General features: G+C 69.0%; 13 protein-coding genes. 8 read left to right on the top strand and 5 right to left on the bottom strand.

The annotated features are described in order from the left end of the window. Window positions 1-204: 204 nt before the first annotated feature. Together ACIPV5_RS04880 and ACIPV5_RS04875 are read right to left on the bottom strand one after the other, a co-directional pair. Window positions 205-1965, bottom strand: a complete 1761-nt coding sequence (locus ACIPV5_RS04880; RefSeq protein WP_400340122.1) for a glycoside hydrolase family 3 protein — start codon at window positions 1963-1965, stop codon at window positions 205-207. 2 nt (window positions 1966-1967) lie between these two features. After that, window positions 1968-3266 carry an MFS transporter gene (locus ACIPV5_RS04875; RefSeq protein WP_400340119.1) on the bottom strand — a complete coding sequence of 433 codons (1299 nt, stop codon included), beginning with the start codon at window positions 3264-3266 and terminating at the stop codon, window positions 1968-1970. Between the two features lie 137 nt (window positions 3267-3403). Here ACIPV5_RS04875 and ACIPV5_RS04870 point away from each other — a divergent pair, with 137 nt between their 5' ends. Next, complete coding sequence (locus tag ACIPV5_RS04870; RefSeq protein ID WP_187248899.1) at window positions 3404-4675, top strand: TetR/AcrR family transcriptional regulator; 1272 nt, start codon at window positions 3404-3406, stop codon at window positions 4673-4675. Window positions 4676-4688: 13 nt separating this feature from the next. Here ACIPV5_RS04870 and recQ read toward each other — a convergent pair whose 3' ends face one another. Continuing rightward, window positions 4689-6749 carry a DNA helicase RecQ gene (recQ, locus tag ACIPV5_RS04865; RefSeq protein ID WP_394194830.1) on the bottom strand — a complete coding sequence of 687 codons (2061 nt, stop codon included), beginning with the start codon at window positions 6747-6749 and terminating at the stop codon, window positions 4689-4691. 90 nt (window positions 6750-6839) lie between these two features. On the opposite strand from recQ, the gene ACIPV5_RS04860 reads away from it, so the two are divergent. Further along, the gene (locus ACIPV5_RS04860) at window positions 6840-7157 is read left to right on the top strand and encodes a GNAT family N-acetyltransferase (protein ID WP_056276588.1); all 318 of its coding nucleotides are present in this window, start codon (window positions 6840-6842) and stop codon (window positions 7155-7157) included. Continuing rightward, window positions 7157-8074, top strand: a complete 918-nt coding sequence (locus ACIPV5_RS04855; protein ID WP_053098645.1) for a pirin family protein — start codon at window positions 7157-7159, stop codon at window positions 8072-8074. Before ACIPV5_RS04860 ends, ACIPV5_RS04855 begins: the two co-directional genes overlap by 1 nt. Before the next feature lie 126 nt (window positions 8075-8200). Here the strand turns inward: ACIPV5_RS04855 and ACIPV5_RS04850 are convergent, their stop codons facing one another. After that, window positions 8201-11257, bottom strand: coding sequence for a S8 family peptidase (locus ACIPV5_RS04850; protein WP_400340114.1), 3057 nt, complete (start codon window positions 11255-11257; stop codon window positions 8201-8203). Between the two features lie 145 nt (window positions 11258-11402). Between ACIPV5_RS04850 and ACIPV5_RS04845 the strand changes: the two genes are divergently transcribed. The 5 genes from ACIPV5_RS04845 to ACIPV5_RS04825 all read left to right on the top strand — a co-directional run bounded on the left by ACIPV5_RS04845 (window position 11403) and on the right by ACIPV5_RS04825 (window position 16160). Beyond that, complete coding sequence (locus ACIPV5_RS04845) at window positions 11403-11945, top strand: ECF transporter S component (protein WP_053098643.1); 543 nt, start codon at window positions 11403-11405, stop codon at window positions 11943-11945. Window positions 11946-12044: 99 nt separating this feature from the next. Next, window positions 12045-13796, top strand: coding sequence for an ABC transporter ATP-binding protein (locus ACIPV5_RS04840; protein ID WP_056276576.1), 1752 nt, complete (start codon window positions 12045-12047; stop codon window positions 13794-13796). After that, on the top strand, window positions 13793-14611 hold the full coding sequence (locus ACIPV5_RS04835) for an energy-coupling factor transporter transmembrane component T (protein ID WP_400340109.1): 819 nt from the start codon (window positions 13793-13795) through the stop codon (window positions 14609-14611). The genes ACIPV5_RS04840 and ACIPV5_RS04835 overlap by 4 nt, the downstream gene beginning before the upstream one ends. Window positions 14612-14622: 11 nt before the next feature. Next, the gene (locus tag ACIPV5_RS04830; protein WP_400340106.1) at window positions 14623-15498 is read left to right on the top strand and encodes a siderophore-interacting protein; all 876 of its coding nucleotides are present in this window, start codon (window positions 14623-14625) and stop codon (window positions 15496-15498) included. Further along, complete coding sequence (locus tag ACIPV5_RS04825) at window positions 15495-16160, top strand: ECF transporter S component (RefSeq protein WP_400340103.1); 666 nt, start codon at window positions 15495-15497, stop codon at window positions 16158-16160. Before ACIPV5_RS04830 ends, ACIPV5_RS04825 begins: the two co-directional genes overlap by 4 nt. A gap of 118 nt (window positions 16161-16278) precedes the next feature. On the opposite strand, the gene ACIPV5_RS04820 is transcribed toward ACIPV5_RS04825, so the two are convergent. After that, window positions 16279-17442: an acyl-CoA dehydrogenase family protein gene (locus ACIPV5_RS04820; protein WP_053098639.1), complete on the bottom strand. Its 1164-nt coding sequence runs from the start codon at window positions 17440-17442 to the stop codon at window positions 16279-16281. Window positions 17443-17474: the final 32 nt, after the last annotated feature.

Raw genomic sequence — 17474 nt, 5'->3', positions numbered from 1 at the left:
ATCTTTCAGGAAACGTCATCAGGTGAGACATTTCGTCATCGGTCATTGAGACCTGCCCACAGGTCTGTTGGCGAGGACGCTTTTGCCAGGACGAATAGGAGGGGTCCAGCGCACTCCGCGCAGGCGCGACACGCACTCCGGCCACACGACGAAACCGCCCTGCAGACCGAGGTCTGCGGGGCGGTTCAGGGCGTGAAGCGAGGGCTACAGAGCGAGCCCGTCGCCGAATCGGAAGAGCGGATCAGCGGTGTCGAACGGCACATCGGGTCGCGAGGCGACGACCGCGGCCATCGACCTCGGCAGGTCGAACGGGAGCCTGCCCTGCGCGCTCGCGACGCCGCTCAGCACATCGAGCAGCGCCGCCCCTGAGACCCCCCAGTTGACGGTGACGGCCGCCGCACCGGCCACGATCGGTTCGAGAATAGGCGGTCGATCGGCGAGCACATCGACCACGGTCGGCACGGCTCCGGCGATGGCGCCGACATGCGCGAGCACCTCGTCGGAGAACTCGAGCGACCCCGCATGGAAGAAGTTCTCGAAGGTCGTGTCGCGCTGCTCGAACGGCGCCTGGAGACGGAGGATCGCCAGGTCGGCCTCGTCGACGGTCGCCACGACGTCGCCGTACGCGGCTGCGACGGATGGTTCGATCCCCTCGACGTAGAGCTTGATCCCGGGGGCGAAGGGCAGCGAGCCATCGTTCGTCAGCACGGTCACGGAGGCGCGCTGGGCCGCCTCTCCCGCGGCGCGGAACTCCGCGCTGCCGACGATCTCGTCCGCCGCGTCCTCGTCGACGAACGGGTTCTCGAAGAGCCCGAGCTCGAACTTCTCCCGCAGGATCCGTCGCGCGGAGAGGTCGAGCCTCTCCTCCGAGACCGAGCCCTCGGCGACCAGCCCGAGCAGCAGTTCGGGGCAGTCCTCGCCACCGAACTGATCGACACCCGCATCGAGCACCTTGAGCATCCGCTCTCGCGGCGTCAGATCCTCCACGCCCCAGGCGCGGGCAGGGAACGGCTGGCCGAAGATCTCCGCATCGTTGATCAGACCCCAATCGGTGCACACCAGGCCGTCGAACCCGAATCGCTCGCGCAGCAGCCCGGTGATCACCGACCTGTTGAAGCCGAACCCGACCTCCTCGTACTCGGTGCCGACGGGCATGCCGTAGTACGGCATCATCTGACGCGTGCCGGCGGCCAGTGCATCCTCGAAGGGCTTGAGGTGCAGGTCGAACGCATCCCCGGGATACACCTGCTCCCGCCCGTACGGGAAGTGCGGGTCCTCGCCGTCGAGCTGCGGCCCGCCGCCGGGGAAGTGCTTGGTCATGGTCGAGACCGATCCGGGACCGAACGAGTCGCCCTGGAACCCGCGGATATATGCCGCTCCCAGAATGCCCGTCAATTCGGGGTCTTCGCCGAACGTCGCCGTCTGCCGCGCCCACCTCGGTTCTGTGGCGAGGTCGACCTGCGGGTGAAGGGCGACCCGCAGGCCGACAGCCGTATATTCCTGACGAGCGATATCTGCGAACCGTTCGACCAGCTCGGGGTCACGGGTGGCTGCGAGACCCAGGGTCTCCGGCCACTGCGAGAACGGTCCGGCGAGGATCGACGCCCCGGGATTCTCGCTGAACGAATGCCGCGGGTCGGTCGACAGCGTGACCGGGATGCCGAGCCGGGTCGAGGCCGCCAGCCGCTGCAGCTCGTTCTGCCAGGCGGCTATCTCTCGCCCGGTGGGCGCCGCCCCGAGCAGGTTGAAGTGCGTCATGTTCTTGAGGTCGATGAACTCGCGAGCGCTCGGTGTGCCGAAGATCGGGTTCGCCTCATCGAGGTCTCCGATCGCGATCATCGTGTGGAAGAACAGTCCGGCCTTCTCCTCGACGGTCATCTCGTCGAGGAGGAGCTGCACTCTCTCATCGACGGGCAGGGCCGCGTCGAGCCACGGTCGGGCAGTGGTCACGTCGGTGTCGGTCATGGTCACTTGACTCCGTTGATGCGGTAGACGAGAACGGCGCCGGCGAGTGCGACGAGCGCTCCGAAGAGGTACCAGGTCGTGTAGCCGCCCAGCGGCGTCGCGGCGCCGAGAGCGATGATGCTCGGCGCGATGGCCGGGGCGATCGACTGGGGAAGGGCGTTGGCGATGTTGAGCACGCCGAGGTCCTTCGCCACGTCGTCGGGGTTGGGCAGCACTTCGGTCGCCAGCGCGAGATCGACCGACAGGAACGACCCCGCACCGAGTCCGATGATGGCCTGAGCGACGATGACGACGGCGATCGACGGAGCGATCGCGAGGATGACGAGGCCCACGACCATGATGACGCCGGCGATCGCGACGAACGGCCGGCGCTTGCCGATCTTGTCGGAGAGGAATCCGCCGAGCGGCGCGGAGATAGCCATCGCGGCCATGGAGGCGAGGTTGGCGATCAGGATCGTGCCGACTGCGCCCTGCTCGTCGAGCTGGAACTTGGTCACCAGGTAGAGCGGCAGGAAGGTGGCGATGCCCGCGTAGCCGAACATCACGAAGAACTTCGTGAGCCAGGTCCATCCGAAGTCGGGGTGCTTGCGGGGGTTGAACACGAACGAGCCGAAGAACGTGCCGACCGTGAAGCGCGTGGCGGGCTTCTCGGTGAGACGACGGTCCTTGAGGGTGAGCACGAACACGATGACGAGGATCAGCGCGATGGCACCGGGGACGAAGAAGCGCTCGAAGTCGCCGGGGAGGAAGTTGACGATGAAGCTGCCGGCGAGGATGCCGATGGGGGTCGTGATGCCGATGATGCCCGACACCTTGCCACGGCTCGAGACCGGCACCTGATCGGGCAGGGTCGCGTTGGCCGCCGCGAGCACGGCGTTCATGGATGCCTGCACGAGGCACCACGCGAGGAGAACGACGAGCACCGAGGTCGCGGCGCCGATGATCGCGAAGCCGCCGAGGCCGACGATCGCACCGCCGAGGATCCAGGGGCGACGCATGCCCCACCGCGAGGTCGTGCGGTCGGAGAGGCGACCGACGAGGGGATTCGCGACGAGCGCGAAGGCCGCACCGACACCCATCACCAGTCCGAGGCTCGCCTCGGTGTTGGTGGGGTCGAGCCGCTGGATCTTGAAGGCCATCGACACCATCACCGGGGTGAGTAGGGCGAGGTAGACGCCGAAGTTCACGGCGGCGAGTCCGGGGGTGTAGCCACGGGGCGTCTTCAGCGGGGTGGTGCCGGGAACTTTGAAACCGGTCGTTCCTACGGCGGCCGCGGTGGCGGCCGATGACAGCTCTGTCACGGGTGGATCCTTTCGGGCAAGGTGCGCCGGTCATCTGCGACACGACGTGAGGATGACATTACCGGAATGTCGACCGATTGGTAAGTGAATGTCTACCGATTGGTAATGAGAGAGAATGAGAGGGAAGGGTGGACGGGATGACGACAGCAGCCACGACGGGCTCGCGCCAGGCGCGCGCCGCGGCCACGCGTCAGCGGATCGTGGACGCGGCCCGAGAGCTCTTCGTCTCGAACGGATACCGTTCGACGTCCCTGCGCGACATCGCCGCCGCGGCATCCGTGAGCCATCCGGGGCTGCTCGGACACTTCGCGTCGAAGGACGACCTGCTCGCCGAGGTCGTCGCCGGTTTCGAGGACGACAACGAACGGGCATTCGACCTGCTCGCTGCGGCATCCGATTCCGGTGAACTGATCTTCGCGGACGTGGCTCGACGCAACGCGCGCACCCCCGGCTACCTCGAGCTCTTCGCCGCACTCACCGGGGAAGCATCCGCCTCCGGACACCCGGCGCACGAGCGGATGCGCCAGCGGTATGCACGCCTGCACCGCCTCAGCACGGATGTCCTCGAAGATGCGGCGCTGCATGGGACGATCGGCGCCGACCGCGACGTCGCGGACGAGTCCGTGCGTCACAGCGCGGGCTGGGACGGGCTGCAGCTGATCTCTCAGTATCTGCCTGACCGGGTCGACGTCGTGCAGATGCTCGAGGAGCGCGAATCCCTGTGGGCACTGCCCTACGGGTGGCGGGATGCCGACAGCCCCGACCCTTCTCCGACCGCTGCCGGCCCCTTGCCGCCTGTGTTCGGAGAGCCCGCCGTCGACGACTCCCCGGGATACGAGGTGGGACGGCGCCGCCGCGCGCAGATCCTCGCCGACGCCTCACGCCTGTTCTCCCAGGACGGCTACGGGGACACCAGTCTTCGGGACATCGCTCAGGCTGTCGGCGTCTCGAAGTCCACTCTGCTCCACCACTACCCGTCGAAGGAACTGCTGCTCAGCGCGGTGCTCTCCGAGCGCGACAGCGCGATCCGTGTGCGCAGCGAGTCCACCCATGCCGAGCGAGCCGCCGACGCGCTGCGCGCGATCCCACTCGGAGCACGGGTGAGCGCACTCGACGAGCCCGGCCTCATCGAGGTCTACGCGGTGCTCTCCTGCGAAGCGGTGCCGGCCATGCACCCTGCGCACGACTACTTCGCCACGCGGTTCTCCCAGGCGATCGACTACTTCACCGAGCTGTTCCGTCTCGCCCGCATCGACGGCGATCTGCCCGAGCACCGCGACCCCGAGCACGAGGCGATCTGGCTGATCGCCCTGTGGGACGGCCTGCAGTACCAGTGGCTCTACGACCGCGGGGCCGTCGACGTCGGCGCCCACCTGCGCGCGCATCTCGAAGACGTGCTGCCGAGCTGAACGGCGCCCTGCGTCAGCCGGCCGCGATGACGGCGAGCACGCCCTCTCCGTAGGCATCCCGCTTCTTGGCGCCGATCCCCGTGATCCCGTCGAGGTCGGCCAGCGAAGCCGGACGATGCTCGGCGAGCGCACGCAGCGTCGCATCGCCGAAGACGATGTACGCCGGAACGCCCTGCTCGCGCGCCGTCTCGGCGCGCCACGCCCGCAGCGCCTCGAAGAGCGGGCGGTCGGACTGATCGAGCGCGTCCGCCGCACTCGCCTTGCGTGCCCGCGGCGACGAAGCGGGGCGTCCGATCGTGTCCTTGCGCAACGGCACCGGGGTCTCGCCCTTCAGCACGCCGGCCGACTGCTCGCCCGGAGCGAGCGTGCCGTAGTCGCCCTGCGCCACGATGATCCCCCGTGCGAGCAGCTGGCGGACGACGCTGCGCCAGTCCTGGTCGGAGAGGTCGGCGCCGATTCCATAGGTCGCGAGCTTCTCGTGCCCCTGCTGACGGATGCGCTCGGTCGAGGCTCCGCGGAGGATGTCGATCAGATGCCCGGCTCCGAAGGCCTGATTGCGCTCGCGCTTGAGCCGCACGATCGTCGAGAGCAGCTTCTGTGCCGGGATCAGGCCGTCGAAGGTCTCGGTCTCGTCGAGGCACGTGTCGCAGTTGCCGCACGGCTGCGAGTCCTGCCCGAAGTAGCCGAGAAGGTTCTGGCGGCGGCACTCGACCGTCTCGCACAGCGCGAGCATCGCGTCGAGGTGCTGCCCCAGGCGCATCTTGAACGTGCGATCGCCCGGGCTCTGGTCGATCATGCGGCGCTGCTGCACCACGTCGCCCAGGCCGTACGCCATCCAGGCGATCGACGGCTCGCCGTCACGGCCCGCGCGACCGGTCTCCTGGTAGTAGCCCTCGACGGACTTCGGCAGGTCGATGTGAGCGACGAAGCGCACATCGGGCTTGTCGATTCCCATGCCGAAGGCGATCGTCGCGACCATCACGACGCCGTCCTCGCGCAGGAACCGGGACTGGTTCTTCGCCCGCACCTCGGCCGGAAGACCGGCGTGATACGGCAGGGCGTCGAAGCCCTGAGCGGCGAGATAGGTCGCGGTCTGCTCGACGGACTTCCGGCTCAGCGCGTAGACGATGCCGACCGAGCCCTCCGGCTGCGCACGGATGAACGAGACGAGCTGCTTGCGCGGATCGACCTTGGGCACGATCCGATACTGGATGTTGGGCCGGTCGAAGCTGGCCACGTAGTGCTGCGCGGCGTCGAGACGCAGTCGCTCGGTGAGCTCCTTGTGCGTCGCCCGGGTGGCGGTGGCCGTGAGCGCCATGCGCGGAACACCGGGGAACCGCTCGCCCAGATCGCCGAGTGCGAGGTAGTCGGGGCGGAAGTCATGACCCCACTGCGACACGCAGTGCGCCTCGTCGATCGCGATGACGCTGAGCGTGCCGCGCTGCAGCAGGGCGGTCGTCTGCGGCGAGGACAGCCGCTCGGGGGCGACGTAGATGAGGTCGAGCTCGCCGGCGACGTACGCCCGTTCGACCTCGCGCCGCTCTTCGATCGCCTGGGTCGAGTTGAGATAGGCGGCGTTGACGCCGTTGGCCCGGAGCGCGTCGACCTGGTCGTGCATGAGAGCGATGAGCGGGCTGATCACGAGGCCGGTGCCCTCGCGCACGAGTGCGGGCACCTGATAGGTGACGCTCTTGCCGCCGCCGGTGGGCATGAGCACGACAGCGTCACCGCCCGAGATGACCTGATCGACGATCGCGGCCTGATCGCCGCGGAACTCGTCGTAGCCGAAGACCGTGTGCAGCGCCTCGGCCGCGGTCGCGTATCGGCTGGGGGCGGCCTGTCGCGCGGCCGTCGCCGTCACCCCGGGAGCAGACGAGCGTGCGGATGAGCGCGCGGACGCCGATCCGACCGGCGTCACGGGACCCTGGCCCCAGTCGAGCGGCGGCTCGTACCCGGCGCCCTGCGGCTCCCAGTCCATCGGCTCGGGCGGCTCGGAGGGCTCCCACCCTGCGCCGTCCCACGGCTCGTCGGCGTAGGGCAGATCCTCGTACGGGTCACGGGGAGTCTGCGGCATCCCTCCAGCGTAACGACCCCCGCCGACGTCGGCCGCGCCTGTGGACGCTCAGCGGGCGTAGGTTTGTGGCAGACGCCCGAAGGAGCCCCGATGACCGACATCACCGTCACCCGCAACGACGACGCCTCCCGTTACGAGATCCACTCGGATGAGACGCTCGCCGGCTTCGCCGAGTTCGAGCTGCGTCCGAGCGCGATCCGCTTCATCCACACCGAGATCGACCCCGCGTTCCAGGGTCAGGGACTCGCGGGGATCCTCGCTGAGCGCGCCCTGACGGATGCCGCGGCATCCGGCGACGCGATCGTGCCGCTCTGCCCGTACATCGCGAAGTACCTGACGACGCATGAGATCCCGGGCGCCGAGATCCGCTGGCCCAAGCGGCCCGGCGCTGCTCCGACGGAGGCGTGATGATCGGCGAACGACGCATCGTCCTCGAGCCACGCGAGGTGCCGCTCGGCGGGGTGCGCGGGATGAACGTGCTGCGCGTGCTGCCGCATCGCAACCTCCCGACCATCGGGGCGTGGTGCTTCCTCGACCGGTTCGGCCCCGCCGACACCAGGATGCGGGTCGAACCGCATCCGCACATCGGTCTGCAGACCGTGACCTGGCCGCTGGTCGGAGAGATCCGTCACCGGGATTCGGTCGGCAGCGACGCCGACCTCCGCAGGGGCCAGCTGAACCTCATGACCGCCGGCAACGGCATCTCGCATTCGGAGTACTCGATCGGCGATGATCCGATCCCCCTCGACGCCCTGCAGTTCTGGGTGGTGCTGCCCGAGAGCGCACGGCACGGCGCTGCCGGTTTCGAACGGCACACCGAGCTGCCACAGCTGCCGCTCCCTGCCGACGAGGGTCAGGACGCCACCGCCACCGTCGTCCTCGGCGAGTTCGCCGGCACCTCATCGCCCGCCACCGTGCACACCCCGATCGTCGGCGCGGAGATCCGGATCCCCGCGGGCGCTCGTCTGCACCTGCCCTTGCGTTCAGGATGGGAGCACGGCCTCATGCTCGTCGAGGGCGATGCCGTCGTCGCCACGCACGGGATGTCGTCGAACGACATGCTGTACCTCGGCGACTCGAGGGACTCGGTCGAGGTGTCCAGCGCACAGGGAGCGCTGCTGTTCCTCATCGGCGGCGAGCCCTTCGAGGACGAGATCGTGATGTGGTGGAACTTCGCCGGACGCACGCACGAGGAGATCGTCGAGGCTCGCACCGAGTGGGAGGCGGCCTCCGCGCGGTTCGGTGTCGTCGAAGGGCACGACGTCCGCATCCCCGCTCCGCCTCTTCCCGACGTGCGGCTGATGCCGCGCGGCCGCAAGATCTGACGGCTCTGACTGCGACACCGCGCCCTGCGCGCGACGCGACGCGGCCTCGACGCGGCCTCGACGATGCGGCGACCGCACGCGACGGCGCCCCGCGCTCCGAAGAGCACGGGGCGCCGGCGCTGATCGCTACTGCGCGTCGACCGTCACGATCGTGCGCACGGCGGACTCGCCGTACTGCACGAGGCCGAGGTACCGGGTGCCGGCGGTGAGGCCGGTCCAGCTCAGTTCGTAGCTCGTCGCCTGGCCGCGGACGGCCTCGATCGGGTTCGGGGTCGCGGTGAACGCCCCTTCGCCCTCGGGCTGCACGTTGGCGTAGGTCATGTCCCACGTCATCGGGGCCGAGGTCGAGTAGACGTTCGCGACCACCAGGTAGGTGCCCGCCGTCGGAGCCGGGAGTGTGACCTGCTCATCCGCCGAACCGGTCGCCGACTGCCAGCGCTCGTAGTAGCGCAGGTCGTCGGCGCTCACGACCCGGTAGACGGTCAGGTCGAGGTCGCTGCCCGCGTCATCCAACGAGTCGAGGTCGAAGCGCGAGAGCGTCGTGCCCTCCGGCACGTCGACGATCCACGACACGTCCTTGTTCTCATCGCCCGACGCCTCATCGCCCGAGTGTCCGACGACACGGCCGTCGGGGTCCTCCAGCAGGCTGAACGGCGTGAGTCCCGAGAGCCCGAGCGCCAGAGCGCCGTCGACGCCGGGGGTGATCTCGACCGTGGTCGCCCCCTCGACTCCGGTGCCCTCGACCTCGGCCGGCGCGTCGGCCGTCACGGGGAAGACCGCGATCGGCGAGCGCACCGAGTTGCTCTTGCTCGTCCAGGTGAGCGACCCGGTCGCCCACTGCTCGACGGGAGCGCTCTGGTTGTCGAACGTGACCGTGTAGGTCGCGGTCTGGCCGGGCTTGGTGAACTTCAGCGTCGAGGGCTCGACGGTCACGTCGACGCCGGGCAGATCGACGGATGCCGTGAACGTGCCCTTCTCGGTCGCCGTCACCGTGCGGGTGACGCTCTGCGCGCTCGCGAGCGATCCGATCGAGAACGATGCGATGTTCAGGTCGCTGCCGTCGATCGGCTCGACGCCGTCGAACTCCGCCAGACCCTTGCCCTCGAGGAACGCGGCCCAGTCGGGCACGTCGTTCAGGTAGAGCAGGCCCGGGTTGAAGTAGCGCTTCGGGTCGACCTGGCCCGCGCCCTGCTGGAACGGGTCCTTGTTGGCCGAGCCGTCGGGGTTCACCGTGTCGTAGGCGGTCGTCATCATGGCCGACTTGACCTCAGCCGGCTTCGCGTTGGGACGCTCGCCGAGATACAGCGCCGCGAGACCGGCGATGTGCGGTGACGCCATCGACGTGCCCGACAGGATGCCGAAGGTCGGCGCCTCTCCGGGCCCGTTCTGCGTGGCCGCGAGGATCGCGACGCCGGGGGCTGCGATGTCGGGCTTCATGATGTCGCTGCCGTCGGCGAGCATCGGGCCACGGCTCGAGAAGCCGGCGATCTGGGGCACCGGGGTCACGACACCGGTCGTGTTCTCACCGACGAGCGTGATCGGGCGATCGGCGCCGCCCTGCACATAGGTGAGCACGGCTGCGCGATGCACGGACGAGAGGTGCACGGTGGGCACCGCGTGGAAGTCGTTGTCGAGCGAGTCCGCACCACCGGGCACGTTCACGAGCACGACGCCCATGCCGCCGGCATCCTTCACGACCTGCGACTTCTCGGCGCGGGCGTTGCCCCCGCGGTCGCAGACCACGATGTGACCCGTGACCTTCGCCGCATCCAGCGTGCCCGGAAGGCACAGCGCGGCATCGGCGGCAGCCTGTCCGGCAGCCGGCGCGTCACCCGCGTAGATCGACGGCCCGGTGACGGTCGTGCCGAACGGCACGCTCACCGATGCGCCGGCCTGGGCGAAGCCGTCGAACTGCACGGTGCCCTCCCACGTCGGGATCGTCGATGCCGCGACCGTGGTGTACCAGGGGGAGGCGTGGTCGGCGGTGACGGAGTCGGGACCGTCGTTGCCGGCGCTCGTGGCGACGAAGACGCCGGCTGCCGCCGCGTTGAAGAACGCGATGTCCTCGGGGGCGAGCACGGTGGATGCCGCTCCGCCGCCGATCGAGTAGTTGATCACGTCGACGCCGTCGGCGACCGCCTGGTCGATGGCGGCGATCAGGTCGCTGCCCGCGCAGATGTCGTCGGTGGTGACGGCCTCATCGGGCCCGACGTAGCAGGCCTTGTAGGCGGCGACCTTGGCTCCGGGGGCGACCCCCGAGATCTTGCCGAAGTCGACGTCCTCGATCGAGGCCTTCACGCCGAAGTTGCCGGCCGCCGTGCTCGCGGTGTGCGAACCGTGGCCGTCGCCGTCGCGCGGCGAGAGGTAGTCGTACTGGAAGTCGAATCCGGCCGCCTCGGCGCCGGTGTAGAAGTACTGGGCTCCGATGAGCTTCGACGAGTAGTCGCCCTTGTCCCACTCCTGAGCCTCGACCATCGTGCTCTGGAACTGGCCGCCGTCGGACTTGTCGAAGTAGACGAAGGTGCCGTCGGTGTACGGCTGACCGCCCTTGTGGCGCTTGTCGTTCTTCGGCTGCTTCTTGAGCTTCTTGCCCTCGAAGGAGGGGTGCTCGGGAGCGATGCCCGTGTCGATGACACCCACGACTACGCCCTCGCCGGCCTTGTCGACGCCGCCGGTCTGCTGCCAGACGCCGCCACGCCCCTTCTTGTCATCGCCGAGGCCGAGGAAGTCCGTCGACGTCTGCGCGTCGGGGTGACGGATGAAGTCGGGGTAGACGTCGTACACGTCCTTCGACGCCCGCAGCTTGTCGACCTGCGCGCCCGTGAGCTCGGCACTGAAGCCGTTGAGCACGACCTGGTAGCTGATCTCGGGAGTGACTCCCGCCTCCTGCGCGACCGTCTGCTGCTCGGCCTCGAGGTGCTGCACGTAGCGCTGCGAATCCTGCGACTGCGTCTCGAGCTGCTCGCCTTCGGCGGGCTTGGTGGCCTTGAGCCCGTTGACGTCGCCGGTGTAGCTCGCGAGCGGATCGGACTTCAGCACGACGATGTAGTGACCGGGCGTGCCGTCGACCGGAGTGGGGTTTGTCACCTCCTCCGTGCCTGCGTAGCCTGCGGTTGCCGTCGATGCGATGAACAGCGTTGCCAGGGTGGTGGCCGCTGCCATCCGGAGGGGTGTTCGACCCATGTGCTTCTCCCGATGATCACGGTGCGACTGCGGTGCCGCACCGCCGTTCAAGCTACGCCCGGCTTCCGTCCACACACCAGGGTCGGGGATTATTCCTGGACGAACGGCCAGCCGTGTCGACAATGGTCGACAGTAGGCTGGAGGGGTGGCCCCCTCCCCCGTTCTGACGACCCGCGTGCTGCTGGTCTGCGCCGCGATCGGCGTCGCCACGGGCATCCTCGGGGGGATCGCCGGGCTCATCACGCCGATCGTCATCGTGGGCGCTCCGTATCTCTACGGACTCGTGCTCGGCTCGCACGTGCTGCCGGGGATCATCGCTCAGGAGGTGCTGCGCCGCCCCTTCGTGGCCCTCGTCACGCACGTGTTCGCCGCCCTCATCTCGAGCGCGTTCAATCCCGCCTGGACGCTGCGCTTCATCGGCACCGCGCTGCTGTTCGGGGCGATCCAGGAGGGCATCGCCGCGCTCACCCGCTACCGCTCCTGGGGCCCTTGGCGCTTCTTCATCTCCGCAGCGATCATCGGGGTCATCGTGGCCGTCGTGGTGTTCTTCGCCGTCGACCTCGCGACCTTCCCGCTGTGGGCGGAGATCTCCTACCTCGTGATCGCGGTGCTCGGTCCGATCGCGTGGACCGCAGCAGGACTCGCGATCGGATCGTCTCTCAGCCGCGCAGGCGTCGCTCGGCGCTGATCACGGCGTCCGACCCTTCCGAGCCGTCCGGCCTGTGCAGATCAGGTAAGGCTCAGCTAAGTTAGTACGGTACCGATCCGCTGAAACCGGGGTTATGCCGTGCGCTCATCTGCGCCTCTCCTCCGCGTGCGTGACCTCTCGATCACCCACGCCGATGCTGTGCACCCCTCGCCGCGGGACGTCACCTTCGACATCGATGCCGGCGAGGTGGTGCTGCTGCTCGGCCCTTCGGGTTCGGGCAAGTCGACGCTCACGCTCGCGCTCAACGGGCTGATCCCGCACGCCGTGCCCGCGACCATGACGGGATCGGTCGAGGCCGGCGGAGTCAGCACGGCGGATGCCGACACCGCATCGCTGAGCACCCACGTCGCGATGGTCTTCCAGGACCCGGACGCCCAGATCGTCACCGGCACGGTCTACGACGAGGTCGCCTTCGGCCCCGAGAACCTGCTGCTGTCGCTCGACGAGGTGCGCACGAGGACCGAAGACGCACTGCGCCGTGTCGGCCTGTGGGAGCGGCGCGATGAGAACCCCGATCGCCTGTCCGGCGGCGGGCGTCAGCGTCTCGCGATCGCGTGCGCGCTGGCGATGGGGTCGCCCCTGATCGTGCTCGACGAACCGACCGCGAACCTCGATCCGCAGGGCATCGACGACGTCTACGCCGCACTGACCGACGTCATCGCAGCGGGCGACCGCGGCATCCTGCTCGTCGAGCACAATCTCGACGCCGCGATGGGGTTCCTGACCCGCACGATCGTGCTCGACCGCGCAGGGCGGGTCGTCTTCGACGGCCCGCCGGCCCGGATCATCCGGGAGCACGCGGCGGAGCTCGTCGAGATGGGTGTCTGGCTGCCTGCGGCGACACTCGCGGCGCTGCGGATGCGGGATGCCGGAACACTGCATCTCGACGACCTTCCATTGACACCCGAGGAGCTCGCCGCGGCACTGGCGGCGGCATCCGCCACTCCTGACCCGTCCGGTGTGCAGGACCACGGCACGGATGCAGGACCGGATACCGCTGTCTCCTCCGGCATCCGTGCGTCGGTCCTGCAGACGCACGAGGGAATGACGGATGCGGCAGACCGTGCAGCCACTCCGATCGTTCGCGCCCGCGGGCTGACGGTTCGTCGTCACCGCACGGAGATCCTGCACGGCATCGACCTCGACATCGAGGCGGGAACCCTGACGGCGATCGTCGGGACCAACGGCGCCGGAAAGACCACCCTTCTGCAGGCGCTCGCCGGTGTCGTCCCGCCGCCCCGGCGGCAGGTCACGGTCGACGGCATGGACCCCGGGTCGGCCTCGCCGCGCGAGCTCTCGAGCCGCATCGGGTTCGTGTTCCAGAACCCGGAGCACCAGTTCATCGCGCACACCGTGTTCGACGAGCTCGCGCACGGACTTCGGCTGCGGCACACCCCGGATGCCGAGACGCGCGAGCGCGTCGACGCCATGCTGATGCGCTTCGGCCTCGAGGCGAAGGCCGATGTGCATCCGTTCCTGCTCTCGGGCGGCGAGAAGCGCCGCCTCTCGGTCGGCACGGCCCTGATCACCCGCCCGCGGGTGCTCGCCCTCGACGAACCGACCTTCGGCCAGGATCGTGCACGGGCGTCCGAGCTCCTCACTCTGCTGCACGACCTGCGTGACGAGGGGACGACGATCGTCATAGTGACCCATGACCTGCAGCTCGTCGCCGAGCACACGTCGCACACGGTGATCTTGAAAGACGGTCGCGTGCACGCCGCCGATCGCACCGACGCGCTCTTCGCCGACGAGACGCCGTTCGTCGAGGCAGGGCTCCGCCTTCCGGCGCTGCAGCGCGTGCTCGCCGCAGCGGGACGGGCGATCGCATGACCGCCCACGCCTTCGACCCGTATGCCGCGATGTCGGCATCGTCTCGGCGCCAGTTCCTGTATGCGCTCAATCCGCTGGCGAAGGTCGCGGGAGTCGCCCCGGCCATGGTGCTGCTGATCTTCGTGCGCGACCTCGCCACGCCCGCCGCCTTCCTGGCGCTGTCCCTCGCGGTGATCGTCATCGGATCGCGGGTGACCTGGCGCATCGCCGCGGTGCTGTTCCTCGCACTCCCGATCGGCATGATCGCCATCGGGCTCGGGTTCTCGCTGTGGGTCGACGCCGAGATCGTGCGCGACACCGCTGCCGTGGTGCAGCTCGGCGACTGGACGCTGCGCCAGGGCGCCCTCGCGATCGGCTTCGCCACGGCTCTGCGGCTCGGCGCGATCGTCTCCCTCGCACTCATCGGCGGCCTGACCACCACCGGCCCCGACCTCGTGCGCGCCAGCGTGCAGCAGCTGCGGGTGCCCTACCGCATCGGCTACACGGCCCTGGCCGCGTTCCGCTTCGTGCCGCGCTTCGGGCACGAGCTCGCGGTGATCAGAGCCGCGCATCGCGTGCGAGGGCACCATGGGGGCAGCAGTCCCTTCGCGCGCATCGCTCGCGGCTGGGGATACATCGTTCCGCTGCTCGCGGGTGCGATCCGCCACGCCGAGCGCGTGGCCCTGGCCATGGACTCGCGGGCCTTCGGCGCGCACTCGACGCGCACCGAGAGGCACCTCGTGCCGTTCCGCATCCGAGACACCGTCTTCATCGTCGCCTCGATCGCCGCATCCGCCGCGATCTTCATGCTCTTCTTCCCCTGGCAGCTGCCCTGAAAGGCGCCCGCATGGCATACAGCAGACTGGTCAAGCCCGAGACCGCCGAACTCCTCCATCTCAGCGTGCTGCGCACCGAGCGCCTCTCCGAGCACTGGATGAGGGTCACGCTCGGAGGCGGTGAGATCGAGAAGTTCCGCCCGATGGGCTTCGACCAGTGGTTCCGCCTGTTCCTGCCGATCGGCGGCGATGCGGGGCTCGACCGCGTTCCCGCGAAGGCGAACAAGATGTTCGGATACCTCAGGTTCCTGCGGATCCCCGACGGCGAGCGCCCGGTCATGCGCAACTACAGCGTGCGCGCGTACCGGGCGGCCACCGCCGAGTCGGGCGCCGAGATCGACGTCGACTTCGTGCTGCACGGGTCTGCGGCCGACGGCACGGCCGGCCCCGCGTCACGCTGGGCGGAGACCTGCGAACCCGGCGAGCACGTGCTCATCATCGACGAGGGCCTCACGTTCAACCCGCAGCGCGGAACGGATCGCGTGGTGCTGGTCGGCGATGAGACGGCGCTCCCCGCGATCGCCTCGATCTGCGCGTCACTGCCTGCGGACGCGACGGGAACGGCGATCATCGAGGTGCCGTCCGAGGCCGACGCTCTGGAGTTCCCGCACCCCACCGGCGTCGAGATCATCTGGCTCGCGCGGCCGCACGAGTTCGACCCCGGGTCGTTCGCCCTCGCCCGGCTGCGCGAGCTGACACTGCCGGCAGCGCCGTTCCACGCGTACGCCGCGGGCGAGCAGTCGCTGGCCTCGGGTGCACGCAAGCATCTCGTCGGCGAGCGCGGTGTCGACAAGAACGACGTGAGCTTCTGCGGCTACTGGAAGATCGGCGCGGCCTCGCCCACCTCGAAGGCGGCCCGCGAGGCTGCGGCGGAGCCCCTCGCATGAACGGCGCGGACGCATCGGGCTCGAACCCCTACGCGGAAGCGTCGGCCGCTGCGGGGTCGGAAACGCACCGCGAATCGGGCTCCGAGGTGCAGAATCGACCCCGCACCGGCGGCGGACGCTCGCGATTCCGCATCCCGACGGCGATCCTGCTGACGTGCGCGGCACTCGGAGTCGCCGGTGGCGCGCTCCTCGCCCCGGCGAACTGGATCTCGACGATCCTCTTCCCCGGCCTGCCCTTCGTGAGCGTGGCGCTGGCCGGCCTCTGGCTGCTCCCCTCGGTGATCGCCCTCCGCCTGCTGCGGCGCCCACTCGTCGGCCTGCTGGTGGGCCTGCTGGCCGGTCTCGTGATCGTGCCGTTCTCGGGCTACGGCTTCAGCAGCGTGGCCACCAACCTCTGGTGGGCGGCGTTCACCGAGCTGCCGTTCCTGTTCGTCCTCTGGCGCTACTGGGGAACCTGGCTGCACTACCTCGGGGCACTGATCGTCGGCATCGTCTACCCGATCCTCGCCTGGGCCTCGTTCGATCTCGGTAGCTTCGGGCTTCCCCTTCAGATCACCTTCTTCGCCGTGACCCTCGGCAGCTGCCTCGGCGCCACCGCACTCGGCATCCTCATCGCCGATCGGCTGCGCAAGGCCGGCGTCGGTGGCCGACTGCCCCGCTGACCCGCGCTGGCTCGTGTCCGCCTGCGCGCCTGCAGGCCCGTTTCCTGCGGTCAGCCGTGCCATCGACAGGAGAAGGGCCCCGGATGCCGGCATCCGGGGCCCTTCTCTGAGAGGTTCGTCAGCGCTTGCCGACGATCTGGCGGCCGACGAGGTCGCGCATGATCTCGTTCGTGCCGCCGTAGATGCGGTGCACGCGGGCGTCGGTGAAGGCGCGGGCGATCGGGTACTCCATGATGTAGCCGTAGCCGCCGTGCAGCTGCACACCCGTGTCGAGCACCTCCCACTCGCGCTCGGTCGCCCAGAACTTGACCTTCGCAGCGTCCTCGGCGGTGAGGGTGCTGTTCTTGTAGGCGAGCAGCGCACGGTCGATGTACGCCCACATCGCGTCGGTGGTCGCCGCCATGTCGGCGAGCCGGAAGCGGGTGTTCTGGAAGTCGGCGATGCGCTCGCCGAACGCCTCACGATCCTTCGTGTAGGCGACGGTCCAGTCGAGGGCGGCCTGGGCGGCAGCGGCCGCGGCCACGCCGATCGACAGCCGCTCGAGCGGCAGGTTCAGCATCAGCTGGATGAAGCCCTGCCCCTCCTTGCCGCTGATGAGGTTCTCGTCGGGGATGAACACGTCGGTGAAGCTGAGCTCGGCCGTGTCCCAGCCGTGGAAGCCCATCTTGCTGAGCTTCTTGCCTTGATCGAAGCCCTCCATGCCCTTCTCGACGAGCAGCAGGCTGAACGCGTCGGGACGGTTGCCCTCACCGGTCTTGACGAAGGTCACCACGACGTCGGCCGTCGAGCCCGACGAGATGAACGTCTTGGCGCCGTTGAGGATGTAGCCCCCGTCGACCTTCTTCGCGTTGGTCTTGATGCCGCGCAGGTCAGAGCCCGCGCCGGGGTCGGTCATGGCGAGCGCACCGAGCACCTCGCCCGTGGCCATGCGGGGCAGCCACTTCTCCTTCTGCTCCTGCGTGCCCATGTGCACGAGGTAGGGCACGGCGAGGTCGTCCTGGATGCCGAAGGCACCCGCGAGCGACCCTGCTCCGGAAGCGATGACCTCCTCCATGACGATGGTGCGGAAGCGGTAGTCCTGCAGCATGCCGGCACCGCCGAACTCCTCGGGGACGGACAGTCCGATCAGACCGGCCTCGCCCGCGGCCAGCATCGTCGCCCGGTCGATCTCACCCGCGGCATCCCACCGCTCGATGGCCTCGTTGTTCACGTGGCGCTTGACGAAGTCCTTGACGAGGTCGCGGAAGGCCTCGTGATCCTCTTCGTAGATGTCGCGTTCCATTGCGTCCTCCCGAACGTTCGTGCGTCATTGCT

The sequence above is a fragment of the Microbacterium sp. NPDC090014 genome, assembly GCF_044748285.1.
Taxonomy (GTDB): domain Bacteria; phylum Actinomycetota; class Actinomycetes; order Actinomycetales; family Microbacteriaceae; genus Microbacterium.
Note: the sequence above shows the minus strand (reverse complement) of the source record. Positions and strands in the feature narration are given on the sequence as shown.